This window comes from Paracoccus suum, from assembly GCF_003324675.1.
Classification (GTDB): domain Bacteria; phylum Pseudomonadota; class Alphaproteobacteria; order Rhodobacterales; family Rhodobacteraceae; genus Paracoccus; species Paracoccus suum.
Genome location: NZ_CP030918.1, coordinates 775868 through 789883 on the forward strand (window position 1 = coordinate 775868; position 14016 = coordinate 789883).

At 64.3% G+C, this 14016-nt stretch carries 13 protein-coding genes; 7 read left to right on the forward strand and 6 right to left on the reverse strand.

The genetic code is table 11. The features are described 5' to 3' along the window. Positions 1–114 precede the first annotated feature (114 nt). The 5 genes from fdhD to DRW48_RS03725 all read right to left on the reverse strand — a co-directional run bounded on the left by fdhD (position 115) and on the right by DRW48_RS03725 (position 4052). Positions 115–879, reverse strand: a complete 765-nt coding sequence (gene fdhD, locus DRW48_RS03705; protein ID WP_114075241.1) for a formate dehydrogenase accessory sulfurtransferase FdhD — start codon at positions 877–879, stop codon at positions 115–117. Then, positions 876–1760, reverse strand: coding sequence for a YihY/virulence factor BrkB family protein (locus DRW48_RS03710; RefSeq protein WP_114075242.1), 885 nt, complete (start codon positions 1758–1760; stop codon positions 876–878). The genes fdhD and DRW48_RS03710 overlap by 4 nt, the downstream gene beginning before the upstream one ends. A 105-nt stretch (positions 1761–1865) precedes the next feature. Then, entirely contained in the window at positions 1866–2567 is a 702-nt protein-coding gene (gene dnaQ / locus DRW48_RS03715; protein ID WP_114075243.1) for a DNA polymerase III subunit epsilon, read from the reverse strand. Continuing rightward, positions 2560–3159 (reverse strand): dephospho-CoA kinase, encoded by a 600-nt coding sequence (gene coaE / locus DRW48_RS03720; protein ID WP_114075244.1) that lies wholly within the window; start codon positions 3157–3159, stop codon positions 2560–2562. Before coaE ends, dnaQ begins: the two co-directional genes overlap by 8 nt. After that, the gene (locus DRW48_RS03725; protein ID WP_114075245.1) at positions 3156–4052 is read right to left on the reverse strand and encodes a shikimate dehydrogenase; all 897 of its coding nucleotides are present in this window, start codon (positions 4050–4052) and stop codon (positions 3156–3158) included. Before DRW48_RS03725 ends, coaE begins: the two co-directional genes overlap by 4 nt. A 386-nt stretch (positions 4053–4438) precedes the next feature. Here DRW48_RS03725 and DRW48_RS03730 point away from each other — a divergent pair, with 386 nt between their 5' ends. The 7 genes from DRW48_RS03730 to DRW48_RS03760 all read left to right on the forward strand — a co-directional run bounded on the left by DRW48_RS03730 (position 4439) and on the right by DRW48_RS03760 (position 11660). Next, positions 4439–4894 carry a CopD family protein gene (locus DRW48_RS03730; RefSeq protein WP_114075246.1) on the forward strand — a complete coding sequence of 152 codons (456 nt, stop codon included), beginning with the start codon at positions 4439–4441 and terminating at the stop codon, positions 4892–4894. Between the two features lie 150 nt (positions 4895–5044). Next, the gene (gene rho, locus DRW48_RS03735; protein ID WP_114075247.1) at positions 5045–6319 is read left to right on the forward strand and encodes a transcription termination factor Rho; all 1275 of its coding nucleotides are present in this window, start codon (positions 5045–5047) and stop codon (positions 6317–6319) included. Between the two features lie 3 nt (positions 6320–6322). Next, on the forward strand, positions 6323–7576 hold the full coding sequence (gene mnmE / locus DRW48_RS03740) for a tRNA uridine-5-carboxymethylaminomethyl(34) synthesis GTPase MnmE (RefSeq protein ID WP_114075248.1): 1254 nt from the start codon (positions 6323–6325) through the stop codon (positions 7574–7576). 8 nt (positions 7577–7584) lie between these two features. Beyond that, entirely contained in the window at positions 7585–9417 is a 1833-nt protein-coding gene (gene mnmG, locus DRW48_RS03745) for a tRNA uridine-5-carboxymethylaminomethyl(34) synthesis enzyme MnmG (protein WP_162784667.1), read from the forward strand. Further along, positions 9414–10004, forward strand: coding sequence for a 16S rRNA (guanine(527)-N(7))-methyltransferase RsmG (rsmG, locus tag DRW48_RS03750; protein WP_114075250.1), 591 nt, complete (start codon positions 9414–9416; stop codon positions 10002–10004). Before mnmG ends, rsmG begins: the two co-directional genes overlap by 4 nt. Next, positions 9994–10782, forward strand: a complete 789-nt coding sequence (locus DRW48_RS03755; RefSeq protein WP_114075251.1) for a ParA family protein — start codon at positions 9994–9996, stop codon at positions 10780–10782. The genes rsmG and DRW48_RS03755 overlap by 11 nt, the downstream gene beginning before the upstream one ends. Beyond that, positions 10782–11660, forward strand: a complete 879-nt coding sequence (locus DRW48_RS03760; protein ID WP_114075252.1) for a ParB/RepB/Spo0J family partition protein — start codon at positions 10782–10784, stop codon at positions 11658–11660. Before DRW48_RS03755 ends, DRW48_RS03760 begins: the two co-directional genes overlap by 1 nt. A 116-nt stretch (positions 11661–11776) precedes the next feature. Here the strand turns inward: DRW48_RS03760 and pnp are convergent, their stop codons facing one another. Next, positions 11777–13918: a polyribonucleotide nucleotidyltransferase gene (gene pnp / locus DRW48_RS03765; protein ID WP_114075253.1), complete on the reverse strand. Its 2142-nt coding sequence runs from the start codon at positions 13916–13918 to the stop codon at positions 11777–11779. Positions 13919–14016: the final 98 nt, after the last annotated feature.

A 14016-nucleotide genomic window follows, 5' to 3' on the forward strand; every position in this document is an offset into this window, starting at 1 on the left:
GCGCAAAAACAGCGCCTTTGGTCCCTTCAGTGTTGGGCCGATGAGAGATTCTGTCAACCTGTTTGACCCCTTGCGCGTCCTGAGGCGGTTTTGACGGCGCGTCCTGGGGACGGGTCAGCCCTCGCCCCGGCTAAGCCAATCCACCCGTCCACGTCGCACCGGGGCGGCCAGCATCAGCCCCGCGGCGCGGGCTGCGTCGACGGCAGCGGTGGTCGGCGCAGAAACCGCGAGCAAAAGCGGCGCCCCCAGAGTCACGCATTTCTGCACCAGATCCACCGACACCCGGCTGGTCAGGACCACCGCGCCTGCAGGGGGATCGCGTCCCCGCAAGGCGCCGGCCAACTTGTCGAGCGCGTTGTGCCGGCCAACATCCTCGCGCAGGGCAACGAGGCCTTCTGCGGGGGTCCAAAACCCGGCGGCGTGGGTGGCGCGCGTGGCATCACGCAGTGGCTGGGCGGCGTCGAGGGTGGCGACGGCTGCTTCGGCCTCGGTATCGCTCAGCCTCAGGGGGGTGGCGGGCAATTGTGGCAGGCCGCGCATCGCCTCGGCCAGCGTTTCGATCCCGCAGAGCCCGCAACCGACCGGACCGACACGGCGGCGGCGGCGGGCGGCGAGGCGGCCGGCGACCTCCTCGGACACCCAGATCTGCAGATCGATGCCGAGGGGCGTGACCAAGGGCTCGATCCGTTCGATCTGCTGCGGCGTCGCGAGGCCCTCGGTCAGCGAAAAACCGTAGGCGAAATCAATCAGATCGGTCGGACTGGCCATCAGCACCGCCTCGGTCGAGCCGTTGTAGCTGAGGGCGACCGCCACCTCTGTCGCCAGCGGCCGGGCTGCGCCGCTTCGCTGGTCGGTCGAGGATGGCACCGGCACGGTCATTGCCCGGACGATGCGGCCAGAGCCGCAGCACGGGCGATGCGGGCGGCGGCGATGCGGCGGCGGCGGGCGTTCTCGACATTGATCAGCGCGCCGAGCAGCACCGAAAAGCCGGCCAGATAGAACCACATCAGCAGCGCGACCACCGCACCGATCGAGCCATAGATGCGGTTGTAGCTGTTGAAGCTGGTAAGATAGGCGGAAAATCCGATCGAGGCGACCGCCCAAGCCAGTGCCGCGAACAGCGAGCCTTGGGTAAAGATCGGCGTGCGTGGCGCCTTCACGTTGGGGCCATAGCGGTAAAGGATGCCGATGCCAATCATGACGATCAGGAACATCGCCCCCCAAGGCAGCGCCGTGATGAGCCAGGTGCGCAACGGCCCGAAGGTCAGGAAATTGATCAGCAGCGGTACGATGACGATGGTCGCGAGGCCCATTAGCACCACGCCGACAATCGCCAGCGTCAGCGCATAGGCCAGCACGAAGCCCATGATGGTCGAGTGCGAGCGCACCCCATGGGCGGCGTTCAGCCCCCGGATCAGGGCATCGACCCCGGCGCGCGCGGCAAATGTGGCGATAAGGATCGAGACCACCGAGGCCCAGCCCAACTGCGTGCGGCCACCCGACATCAGCGCCGCGACCTGGGCATGCAGCAGGTCCGCGGCCTGGCGGGGGATAAACTCGTCCGCGATGGTGACGTAGGTCATGATGACATTGGGATCGAACCACAGGCTCCACAGCGCGATGATCGCTGCCAGGCCGGGAAAGACGGCAAACATGGCGTAAAAGGCCACACCGGCCGAGATCAGACCCATGTGGATCTTGTCCATCCGCTCCATCAGGGCGGACAGGAATTGCCAGGAATCCCGCAGTTGCGTCAGCATGGTGCCCCGCTCGGCCAAGGCATGATCAGGGGCACGTTCGCCCCTTTCGCCGCCCCGCACAACTCGCGGGCGGCCGGATGGAGGCGGCGACGTTGCGCCGCGGCCTCATGCGCTGGCTAGCCACAGCGCGCCGGGCCCCATGCGAGCCACAAGGGCGGCATGGGCCGCGGCCTCGGCTTCGCTCAAGCGGGACGGCAGGGGCACAGGGCGGGGCCTGCGGGCGACGAGGGCGCGAACCGTGTCGTCGGCCGGGCCGGTGGCGATCGTTTCACTGGCGAAGGTGATGGTGGTCTGCCGGCCGCCGACCAGTTCCAGATAGACTTCGGCCAACAGCTGACTATCGAGCAAGGCGCCGTGAAGTTCGCGACCGGAATTGTCGATTCCGAAGCGCTGGCAGAGCGAGTCGAGCGAGGCCGACGCACCGCCCGGCAGTTTGTCGCGTGCCAGCGCCAGCGTGTCCACCGCGCGGCTGTGCGGCAGTTCAGGGTGGCCGCAGTTTTTCAATTCGGCATTCAGGAAACGCATGTCAAAGCTGGCATTGTGGATCACCAGCGGGGCGTCGCCAATGAAGGCAAGAAACTCGGCCGCAATCTGGTTGAAAACCGGCTTGCCGCGCAGGAATTCATCGCCGAGGCCGTGGACGGCGAAGGCATCGGCCGGCATCGGCCGCTGCGGGTCGATATACTGGTGATAGGTTCTGCCGGTGGGCAGGTAATTCACGATCTCGACCGCGCCGATCTCGACAATGCGGTCCCCGGTCGCGGGATCGAGGCCGGTGGTTTCCGTATCGAGAACGATCTCACGCATCTTTGGCCTTCAGGATTTCTGCAATGATGGCGTCGACAGCGGCGGCCGCGGCCTCGCGCGTGTCGGTCGGGATGACCCAGCGGGCGCGGGACCGTTTGTCGGCGTCGGGCATTTGCCGGGCGAGAATAAGGTCCAGCGCGGCCTCGGTCATCCCCGGCCGTGCCAGAACGCGCGCACGTTGGATCGCAGGATCAGTCGAGACAACCGCCACGCCGTCCAACATGGCCTGCGCGCCCGTCTCGAACAACAGCGGGATGTCAAGGACGATGAGCGGCAGGTTTGCTGCCTCGGCTGCAGCGATAAAGGCCGCGCGATCCGCAGAGACGAGAGGGTGAACGATTGCCTCGAGGCTGGAAAGCTGGCCGGGGTCGCGCGCCAGCGCCACCTTGAGCGCAGTGCGGTCAATACCGCCGTCGCGCAAGGCCAAGGGGAAAGCATTAGCCACGGGCACGACAGCCGCGCCACCGACGGCATAGAGATCATGGACTGCCTGGTCGGCATCCCAGACCGGATATCCACGGGCGGCGAACAACGCGGCCGTTGCTGATTTGCCCATTCCGATCGAGCCGGTCAGCCCCAGGCGAAAGGTCACGCAAGCACCGCGGCGCGGGCGGCCGCGTCAACCTCGGGGCGGGGGCCGAACCAGCGTTCGAACCCCGGGGCGGCCTGATGCAGCAGCATGCCAAGGCCGTCGACAATGCGCGCGCCTCGGGCCTCGGCCTCGGCCAGGAAGGTGGTGCGCAGCGGGGTGTAAACAAGGTCGGTCACCAGTGTCCCGGCGGCCAGCGCATCGAGCGGCAGGCGAAGCGGCGGGCGGCCGTCCATCCCGAGCGAGGTGGCGTTGATCACCGTGCGGGCACCATCGAGCATGTTGCCGAAATGGGCCCAGTCATAGACAACAATCTTGGCACCGAACTCGGCCTTGATCTGCTCGGCCCGGATGCGGGTGCGGTTGGCAATGCGCAGCTCTGGCACGCCGGCCTCTAGCAGCGAGGCGACCACGGCGCGCGCCGCGCCGCCTGCGCCGATGACGGCGGCGGGGCCACGCTCAGCGGCCCAGTCCGGTGCGTACTGCTTGAGGTTCGAGATGAAGCCATAGCCGTCGGTATTGTCGGCATGGATGCGCCCGTCGGGGCGAAAAATCAGCGTGTTGGCGGCACCCATCAGCGCCGCGCGGTCGGTCACGACATCGGCCAGCGCCAGCACGGCCTCTTTATGGGGGATGGTAACATTCGCCCCGACAAAACCCGCCTGGGTCAGGCTACGCAGAACGGCAGCCAGATGCTCTGGCCGGACCGGCAGGGGGACGTAATGGCCGTTGATGCCATACCGGTCGAGCCAGTGCCTGTGCAGCCGCGGCGAGCGCGAATGCGCGACAGGCCAGCCGATCACGCCCGCCAGTGGAATGTCGGCGTGGGGGACGATGCCGGCAACCTCGGCCGAAGACGGGGCGGCGGGCACAACGGGATCGGTCGGGTCCAGCATGGCTCCGTGATATCGGCCCGCGGGCGGCCTGAACAGTCCCCCGATCCCTGTGGGTAAGCTGCGGTGTGGCATGGGTATCAACTGGGGGCGACTCGTCAGGTTTGCGGGGTGTGGGCAACAGGCGAGAACGGGCGGGGAACGGGTGAAAACTGACCACAGGGGCACAGCTTGTCTGACTTTGTGCCCAGACTGGGGATCGTTTGGCCGACGTCCGATATATCCCTTTATCTACAAGGTATTGTTACCATCCGGATGCCTATCTGACCAGTGCCTGCTGTGGGCAAGTTCGGGAGACAAACCTTGTCCCGTCGTCCCCAACCCCTTCTACCTCATCATCCTTTAAGCCTTCTTTCTTAAGTTCTAAGAAGACTCGGGAAGGAGGCGTCATGCGCGATGGACTGCTGATCATTTATCCATGGATCAAGGCGCTGCACGTGATGGCCGTCATCTCGTGGATGGCTGGGCTTTTCTATCTACCGCGTCTGTTCGTCTATCACGCGGAGCGTGGTGGCATCGGTCAAGGGACGGCAGAGCCGGGGCGATCGTTTGCCGTGATGGAGGACAAGCTTCTGCGGGTCATCATGAACCCTGCGATGATCGTCACCTGGCTCGCGGGGCTGACGCTGGTTGCAACGCCGGGTGTAGTTGATTGGGGCAGCACTTGGCCTTGGACCAAGGCCGCCGGCGTCATCGGCATGACCGCATTTCACATGTGGTGCGCGGGGGAGCGGCGGCGCATTGCAGCCGGACAGATCGCGCCGGGACGCCGTTACCGTATGATGAACGAGGTCCCCACCCTGCTGATGATCGTGATCGTCTTGTCGGTGATCGTTCGTTTCTGACCGCGATAGCCCCCACAATTGACGCGCCCGGCCATTGACTGTATGAACGCGCGACCCCGGCCATCCGGCCATCAGGGCCTTCCCATTCACATACCCGTTCCGCCCTCTGCCCTGGCAGGGATCGCGGCGGTGGACTGCCGGTGATTTTCCATGAGCGACGAGCGTCTTAACCTATCCGATCTGAAGGCAAAGAGCCCGGCTGAGCTGCTGGCGCTGGCCGAAGAGTGGGAAATCGAGAACGCGTCGACCATGCGCAAGGGCGAGATGATGTTCTCGCTGCTCAAGGAGCATGCCGAGGATGGCGTCATCATTGGCGGCGACGGCGTGCTGGAAGTGGTGCAGGACGGCTTCGGTTTCCTGCGCTCGACCGAAGCGAACTATCTGCCTGGTCCTGACGACATCTACGTCAGCCCCGACATGATCCGGCAATACTCACTGCGCACTGGCGATACGGTCAGCGGCGTCATCCGCGCGCCAGGCGAGAACGAGCGCTATTTCGCCCTGACGACTGTTGAGACGATCAACTTCGAGGATCCCGAGAAGGCCCGCCACAAGGTTGCCTTTGATAACCTGACGCCGCTTTACCCCGACGAGCGACTGAAGATGGAAATTGACGATCCGACCATCAAGGACCGCAGCGCCCGGATGATCGACCTGATCGTTCCGATCGGCAAGGGCCAGCGCGCGCTGATCATTGCACCGCCGCGGGTCGGCAAGACAGTCCTGATGCAGAACATCGCCGCCTCGATCGCCAAGAACCACCCGGAATGTTACCTGATCGTGCTGCTGATTGACGAGCGGCCCGAGGAAGTCACCGACATGCAGCGCAGCGTGAAGGGCGAGGTCATCAGTTCGACCTTTGACGAGCCGGCGACGCGTCACGTCGCGGTCAGCGAAATGGTGATCGAAAAGGCCAAGCGTCTGGTCGAGCACAAGCGCGATGTCGTGATCCTGCTCGATTCGATCACGCGTCTGGGCCGGGCCTTCAACACGGTCGTCCCGTCCTCGGGCAAGGTGCTGACCGGCGGTGTGGATGCCAATGCGCTGCAACGCCCCAAGCGGTTCTTCGGTGCGGCGCGCAATATCGAGGAGGGCGGCTCGCTGACGATCATTGCCACCGGCCTGATCGATACGGGCTCGCGCATGGACGAAGTGATCTTTGAAGAATTCAAGGGCACGGGCAACAGCGAGATCGTGCTGGACCGAAAGGTCGCCGACAAGCGCGTGTTCCCGGCACTCGACATCCTCAAGTCCGGCACCCGCAAGGAAGAGCTGTTGGTCGATGCGAAGGATCTGCAGAAAACCTATCTGCTGCGCCGCATCCTGAATCCGATGGGCACGACCGATGCCGTCGAGTTCCTGATCACCAAGCTGAAACAAACCAAGTCGAATGCCGAATTCTTCGACTCGATGAACGCCGGGTAAGCCATGGACACGATCTTTGCCGAGGCGACACCGCCCGGCAGGGGCGGCGTGTCTATCGTCCGGCTGTCTGGCCCGGACGCGGCGAGCATCTGCGCCGACCTGTGCGGCGAAGTTCCGGAGCCGAGGGTTGCCACGCTGCGCGTGATTCGCGACGGGGATGAGGCGATCGACCGGGGCCTTGTGCTTTATTTCGAAGGCCAGCAGAGCTTTACCGGCGATCCGGTGGTGGAATTTCAGTTGCATGGCGCGCCGGTCGTCGTTCGGCGCCTTGGTGCGGCGCTCGCGGCAAGGGGCGCGCGACCTGCCACGGCAGGAGAGTTTACCCGCCGCGCGTTCATGACCGGCAAGCTCGACCTGACGGAGGTACAGGGACTTTCCGACCTGCTTGAGGCCGAGACCGAGGCGCAGCGTGTGCTGGCAATGCGCAACGCCTCGGGCGAGTTGGGCCGGATGGCGGATGGCTGGCGCAGCAAGCTGGTCCGTGCTGCCGCCATGGTCATGGCGGTGCTGGATTTTCCCGACGAGGAAACGCCAGAGGAGGTCCCCAAGCAGGTTTGGGTCTTGTTGGCCGAGGTCCAGTCGGAGATTGCGCATGCGCTGAGCGGCCATCAGGGGGCTGAGCGCGTACGGCGCGGATTTACCGTGGCAGTCATTGGCCCGCCAAATGCCGGCAAGTCGACCTTGGTGAACCGGATTGCGCAACGTGATGTCGCCTTGGTCACCGACCAACCCGGCACCACTCGCGACGCAATTGAGGTGATCTGCGATCTTGGGGGGCTCGCCGTGACCTTGGTCGATACTGCGGGCCTGCGCGAGACCGAGGACTTGGTGGAGGGAATGGGGATTGCGCGTGCCCGCGAGCGTGCAGAGGCCGCGGATCTGCGGCTGCATCTGTCTGTCAGCGGGGAAGTCGACCACAGTTTGTGGGTCGCAGGTGACATTGCGGTTCGCACCAAGGCCGACGTTAACGGGTCCGGGGTCTCTGGCCTGACCGGGGCTGGGGTCGATCGCCTCCTTGAGGAAATCCGGAAGGTCTTGGGCGATCGGGTTGCGGATGCGGGGCTTGTCGCGCATGAGGCGCAGGCGGGACACCTGAAGGTCGCGCTACGGGCACTGAAATCCGCGGAGGGTCTGCCGGCAGAGTTGATCGCCGACCATATCCAGGCGGCGGTCCGTGCCCTTGAAGGGCTGGTCGGCAAGGTCGATATCGACGAGTATCTGGACGTGGTCTTTGCGGCCTTCTGCATTGGGAAGTGATGTTTCACGTGAAACATTTTGACGTCATCGTGGTTGGCGGCGGGCACGCCGGCGTCGAGGCTGCCGCTGCCGCAGCTCGCGTCGGGGCGCGGGTGGCCCTGGTCACCCTTCGTAGTTCCGACCTGGGGACGCTATCCTGCAACCCTGCTATTGGCGGGATAGGCAAGGGTCATCTTGTCCGGGAGATCGACGCCTTTGACGGTCTGATGGGGCGACTCGGTGATGCGGCGGCGATCCAGTACAGGTTGCTGAATCGCAGCAAGGGAGCGGCCGTTCAGGGCCCGCGGACCCAGACGGACCGCAAGCTTTATCGCCGAGCAACCGCCGATGCGGTCGCCGCCCTCCCAAAGCTCACCGTTGTCGAAGGAGAGGTTTCCGGGCTGGAAGTCGTTGGCGGGCGGGTCAGTGGGATCCAGCTTGTGGAGGGAGCGCGACTGGGCGCGCCATCCGTGGTCCTAGCGACGGGTACGTTTCTCGGGGGTACCATCCATATCGGTGACTGGTCGCGGCCAGCGGGTCGTTGGGACAGCGACGCTTCGCAGCGCCTCGCGGCCCAGGTGCGGGATCTGGGTTTAAACACACGGCGTCTTAAAACCGGCACCCCGCCGCGACTGGATGGTCGTACGATTCATTGGGATCGCGTCGGCACGCAGCCCGGGGACCAGGAGCCATCGTTCCTCTCTACCCTGACGAAAAGAACCTGTAATCAGCAGGTTGATTGTGGCGTAACGGCGACCAACCCGCACACCCACGAAATCATCCACGCCAATCTGCATCGCTCGGCGATGTACGGCGGCCACATCGAGGGGGTGGGCCCGCGCTATTGCCCCTCGATCGAGGACAAGGTCACCCGGTTCGCGGACAAGACCAGTCATCAGGTCTTTCTGGAGCCCGAGGGGTTGGACGACCACACCATCTACCCCAACGGGATTTCGACCAGCTTGCCCGAGGAGGTGCAAGAGGCCTATGTCCGCACCCTAGTTGGACTCGAAGACGTGCGCATTCTCCAGCCGGGCTATGCGGTCGAGTACGATTATATTGATCCGCGCGCGCTGACGGCAGAACTGCAGCTCCGAGCGCTGCCAGGGCTATACCTCGCCGGCCAGATCAACGGCACAACCGGATACGAAGAGGCGGCAGCCCAAGGGCTCGTCGCCGGCCTCAACGCCGCTTTGACGGCGCTGGGACGCTCACCGGTCACCCTCGGGCGAAACCAAGCCTACATTGGCGTCATGATCGACGATCTGATCACCCGGGGCGTTACCGAACCCTACCGCATGTTCACGTCCCGGGCTGAATATCGACTGACCCTGCGCGCCGATAACGCCGATCAGCGCCTCACTCCGGCTGGGATGGCGCTGGGTTGTGTGGGAGCCGAGCGCGCACACGCTTTCGAGGAAAAGATGTCGGCTCTGGGCAAAGCCTCGGCGGGATTGTCCGCGACCATAGCGCCCCGGGAACTGCTTTCGGTGGGCTTTGCCTCAGCCGAGATGCGGACGGGGGTGGAGGTGCTTGGTCTCGCCGGGGGGCGGGATGCGTTGGCGAGCCTGGGCAAGTTGGATAATTTCGCCACCGCGACGATCGCTCAGTTGCAGATCGATGCGACCTACGCCCCCTACCTCGAGCGTCAGAAGCGGGAGATCGAAAATCTCAAGCGCGACGCCTCGGTGAGGCTACCTGAGGATTTCGACCCGGCGAGCCTTCCAGGCCTATCGACCGAGCTGAAATCAAAGCTCCGGGATCATTGCCCCAAGACCCTGGCAGACGCACAGAGGATCGAGGGCATGACCCCCGCAGCGCTCGCGCTGCTATCTCTCCACGCGCGGCAGCGAACTGCATGAATGTTTCACGTGAAACATCCAAGCGCTTGCAAGCCTATCTGGAGTTGCTGAAGAACTGGTCCGCAAAGATCAATCTCGTTGCCCCCGCGACGATTGAGGACGCTTGGGAGCGACACATCGAAGACAGCTTGCAACTCCTCGATCTCCGGCCATCACCGGGCCCAATCTGGACGGATCTCGGGACAGGTGGCGGCCTTCCGGGTTTGGTTATCGCGATGGCACTGCCCTCTCAGGAAACAGAGACAGTGTTGGTCGAATCAGATCAGCGGAAAGCTGCGTTCCTGCGACACGTCATACGCACACTGGAGATCCAACAAACGCGAGTGATCGCTGAACGGATTGAGGTCATTTCCGGGCTGGGCGCCTCAACACTCACCGCCCGCGCCCTTGCCCCGCTGCCAAAGCTCATGACATATGTCGAACGTCATCTGGGGCCGTCCGGAACCGCCCTTCTGCCCAAGGGACGCAATTGGCGCGAAGAGGTCGCGGCTGCGCAGCTAAGCTGGCAGTTTGAGCTTACAGCGCATCCAAGCAAGACTCAGCCAGAGGCTGCCGTGCTAGAGATCAGGGACATCCATGCCCGGTAAAGGTAGGATCATAGCGATCGCAAACCAGAAAGGCGGCGTCGGCAAGACGACTACTGCCGTCAACCTCGCTGTGGCGCTTGCGGATTCTGGGCATACTGTCCGCTTGGTGGATCTCGACCCTCAGGGAAACGCCTCAACCGGAATGGGGATCGCGGCGGATGACCGTGACGTAACGACCTACGATCTGCTGACAGGTGAGGCCACGCGGGACGACGCGTCGGTGTCGACTTCCGTCGACCGGCTTAGCCTTATCCCGGCCACGGCCGACCTGTCCTCGCTGGATCTGGAACTCGGTGTCAGTAGCGGCCGCCTGCACCGGCTTCGCACGGCCCTGCGCGCCACCGCCGACGGCCAAACCATCACCATCATCGACTGTCCGCCCACGCTGGGTCTGCTGACTCTCAACGCTCTTGTCGCGGCCGACGGCCTACTGGTACCTTTGCAGACCGAGTTCTACGCGCTTGAGGGGCTGTCGCAACTTATGCTGACCCTGCGGGAGGTGCGGCGCAGCGCTAACCCGGCGCTCCGCCTGGATGGAGTAGTCCTGACGATGCTGGACGGGCGCAACAACCTTTCCCAGCAAGTCGAAGCGGACGCACGGGCTACGCTGGGCGGCGTTGTCTTTGATACTATCATTCCCCGCAACGTGCGCCTGTCCGAGGCACCCTCTCATGGCCTGTCGGCACTGCGTTACGACCCGCAATCTCGCGGCAGCCAAGCGTATCGGGCGCTGGCGGCGGAATATCTAGGCCGCATCGACAACAAGCGAGGAACGTGATGGCGAGCGTCAAACCTGAACGTCGCGGGTTAGGCCGTGGCCTGACTGCGCTGATGGCGGATCTCGGCTCGGATGCCACCGACGCGACCAGCACCCCTGCGCATCGCAGCGTCCCGATCGAGCAGGTCGTGCCCAACCCGGACCAGCCGCGCCGCCGCTTTGCACCCGAAGCGTTGGACGAACTCGCCGCGTCGATTCGGAGCCGTGGCATTTTGCAGCCGCTCATCGTTCGGCCCCACGGCGAGGATGGTGCGCTCTACCAGATCGTTGCGGGCGAGCGCCGTTGGCGCGCAGCGCAGCAGGCGCAGCTACACGATGTTCCTGTTATCATTCGAGAATTTACCGATGCCGAGGTCGCAGAAGTTGCGCTTATCGAGAACATCCAGCGTGCCGACCTGAGTGCAGTCGAAGAGGCTGCGGCTTTTCGCCAACTGATGGACAGGTTCGGACACACGCAGGAACAACTGGCCGAGGCCCTGCACAAGAGCCGCAGCCATGTTGCCAACCAATTGCGCCTGCTGACGCTGCCCGATGCTGTTCAGGATATGGTCCGCGAAGGAACGCTAACCGCAGGCCACGCGCGGGCGCTGGTCACAGCGAAGGACCCAGCAGCGCTGGCACGTCGCGTCATCGAGCGCGGTCTGTCCGTGCGCGAGGTGGAGCAACTCGCGCAGGGTGCGCGCAAGTCGACGAACCCTTCCCAGGTGAAGCGCGACAAGGACGCCGACACCCGGGCGCTGGAGGGCGACCTCAGCGCAACTTTGAAGATGCGGGTCCGCATCGAGCATGCCGGCCAAGATGGCGGCAAGCTGAGCGTCACCTATCGCGATCTGGAACAACTGGATCGGCTTTGCGCTCTTCTGGGTGGGACGGCGTAAGCCACCTTGGTGGCCTCACCGAGCCCACCTCGCGCCCACCAGAGAGGCTTCCCATAGTCCGCCAAACAAAAAGCCCCGGACCGAAGTCCGGGGCTTTCCATATTCAGTGATAACAATCAGGCTTCGGCTTCGGCCTTTTCTGGAACGATTTCCGCGCCAGTTTCCTGATCGACCATCTTCATGCCGAGCTTGACCTTGCCACGGTCGTCGAAGCCCAGAAGCTTGACCTTAACTTCTTGGCCTTCCTTCAGAATCTCATTCGGATGCTGAAGGCGCTTGCCGCTGATCTGGCTGACGTGAACGAGACCATCGCGCTTGCCAAAGAAGTTCACGAAGGCGCCAAAGTCGACCAGCTTGACCACCTTGCCGGTGTAGATCTTGCCTTCTTCCGGCTCGGCCACGATCGAATGGATCATGTCGTAGGCCTTCTTGATGGCCTGGGCGTTGGCCGACGCGATCTTGATGACCCCGTCGTCGTTGATGTCGACCTTGGCGCCCGAAACCTCGACGATCTCGCGGATGACCTTGCCGCCCGAGCCGATCACTTCACGGATCTTGTCCGTTGGGATCTGCATGGTCTCGATCCGCGGGGCATGGGCGCTGAACTCGCGCCGGCCTTCGGTCAGGGCCTTGCTCATCTCGGACAGGATGTGCAGCCGGCCGTCCTTGGCCTGCGCCAGGGCCTGCTCCATGATCTCGGGGGTAATGCCCGCGATCTTGATGTCCATCTGCAGGCTGGTGATACCGCTTTCAGTGCCGGCCACCTTGAAGTCCATGTCACCGAGGTGATCCTCGTCGCCCAGGATGTCGGTCAGAACGGCCCATTGGCCGTCGTCCTCGAGGATCAGGCCCATCGCAACGCCGGCAACCGGCGCCTTCAGCGGCACGCCCGCGTCCATCATCGACAGCGAGCCGGCGCAAACCGAAGCCATAGAGGACGAGCCATTCGATTCCGTGATCTCCGACACCACACGGATGGTGTAGGGGAAGTCGGTCGGCGCGGGCAGGACCGCCTGCAGCGCGCGCCAAGCCAGCTTGCCGTGGCCGATTTCGCGGCGGCCCGGGCTGCCGACCCGGCCGACCTCACCGACCGAATAGGGCGGGAAGTTGTAGTGCAGCAGGAAGTTCGAGCGCGAGTTCATGTGCAGCGCGTCGATGATCTGCTCGTCGTCACCGGTGCCGAGCGTGGTCACGCCAAGCGCCTGGGTCTCACCGCGGGTGAACAGCGCGCTGCCGTGGGTGCGCGGCAGGATGCCGACTTCCACGTCGATCGGTCGGACGGTCTTGTTGTCCCGGCCGTCGATCCGCGCACCACCGCGGGTGATGTTCCCGCGCAGGATCGAGGATTCCAGCGCCTTGAAGGCCGATCCCAGGCCGGCCTCGGCCAACTCGGCCTCGGTCAGTTGGGCTTTGACCTGCTCCTTGGCCGCCTCGATGGCGTCGCGGCGCTCGGTCTTGTCGTGGATGGCATAGGCGGCGCGCATGGCGGCCTCGCCCAGTTCCTTGACCCGGTTCTTGATGGCCGAGGTGTCGGCCGGACGGAAGTCGAAGGGCTCCTTGGCAGCGGCCTCGGCCAGCTCGACGATCAGGTCGATCACCGGCTGAATCTGCTCGTGCCCGAACTTCACCGCGCCCAGCATCTCGGCCTCGGTCAGCTCGTAGGCTTCGGATTCGACCATCATCACGGCGTCACGGGTGCCGGCGATGACCAGGTCCAGCCGCTGCTCGGGGTTGCCGCGCAGGTTGTCCATGTCGCTGACTTCCGGGTTCAGCACGTACTGGCCGTTGCTGAAACCGACGCGGGCCGCCCCGATCGGGCCGCGGAACGGCACGCCAGAGATGGTCAGCGCGGCCGAGGCGGCGATCATGGCGACGATGTCGGGATCGTTCACCAGGTCATGTGACAGCACGGTGCACATCACCAGGACTTCGTTCTTGAAGCCGGGCACGAACAGCGGGCGAATCGGACGGTCGATCAGGCGCGAGGTCAGCGTCTCTTTCTCGGACGGGCGCGCTTCGCGCTTGAAAAAGCCGCCGGGGATCTTGCCGGCAGCGTAGGTTTTTTCTTGGTAGTGGACGGTCAGCGGGAAAAAGTCCTGGCCCGGCTTCGGCTCGCGCGCGAAGGTCACGTTGGCCATGACCGAGGTTTCGCCCAGCGTGGCGATCACGCTGCCATCCGCCTGGCGGGCAACCTTGCCCGTCTGCAGGGTCAGGAGGTCCTGGCCCCATTGGATGGATTTCGTCACTTCATCAAACATCTGATATCCTCAAAGGGCGCCGGCCCCTGCCGGTCCCTCGTTTCACGGCGGCCCCATTGCCGCCGCCTCCAATCCTGATTGCATGTGCCCGGAGGCTG

Excerpts from the sequence above, each read along its gene's own strand:
- mnmE (WP_114075248.1), top strand. The coding sequence starts at position 6,323 with ATGGACACGATCTTTGCCGAGGCGACACCGCCCGGCAGGGGCGGCGTG.
- DRW48_RS03760 (WP_114075252.1), top strand. The coding sequence starts at position 10,782 with ATGGCGAGCGTCAAACCTGAACGTCGCGGGTTAGGCCGTGGCCTGACT.
- pnp (WP_114075253.1), bottom strand. The coding sequence starts at position 13,918 with ATGTTTGATGAAGTGACGAAATCCATCCAATGGGGCCAGGACCTCCTG.
- DRW48_RS03730 (WP_114075246.1), top strand. The coding sequence starts at position 4,439 with ATGCGCGATGGACTGCTGATCATTTATCCATGGATCAAGGCGCTGCAC.
- rsmG (WP_114075250.1), top strand. The coding sequence starts at position 9,414 with ATGAATGTTTCACGTGAAACATCCAAGCGCTTGCAAGCCTATCTGGAG.
- fdhD (WP_114075241.1), bottom strand. The coding sequence starts at position 879 with ATGACCGTGCCGGTGCCATCCTCGACCGACCAGCGAAGCGGCGCAGCC.
- DRW48_RS03755 (WP_114075251.1), top strand. The coding sequence starts at position 9,994 with ATGCCCGGTAAAGGTAGGATCATAGCGATCGCAAACCAGAAAGGCGGC.
- DRW48_RS03725 (WP_114075245.1), bottom strand. The coding sequence starts at position 4,052 with ATGCTGGACCCGACCGATCCCGTTGTGCCCGCCGCCCCGTCTTCGGCC.
- rho (WP_114075247.1), top strand. The coding sequence starts at position 5,045 with ATGAGCGACGAGCGTCTTAACCTATCCGATCTGAAGGCAAAGAGCCCG.
- DRW48_RS03710 (WP_114075242.1), bottom strand. The coding sequence starts at position 1,760 with ATGCTGACGCAACTGCGGGATTCCTGGCAATTCCTGTCCGCCCTGATG.
- dnaQ (WP_114075243.1), bottom strand. The coding sequence starts at position 2,567 with ATGCGTGAGATCGTTCTCGATACGGAAACCACCGGCCTCGATCCCGCG.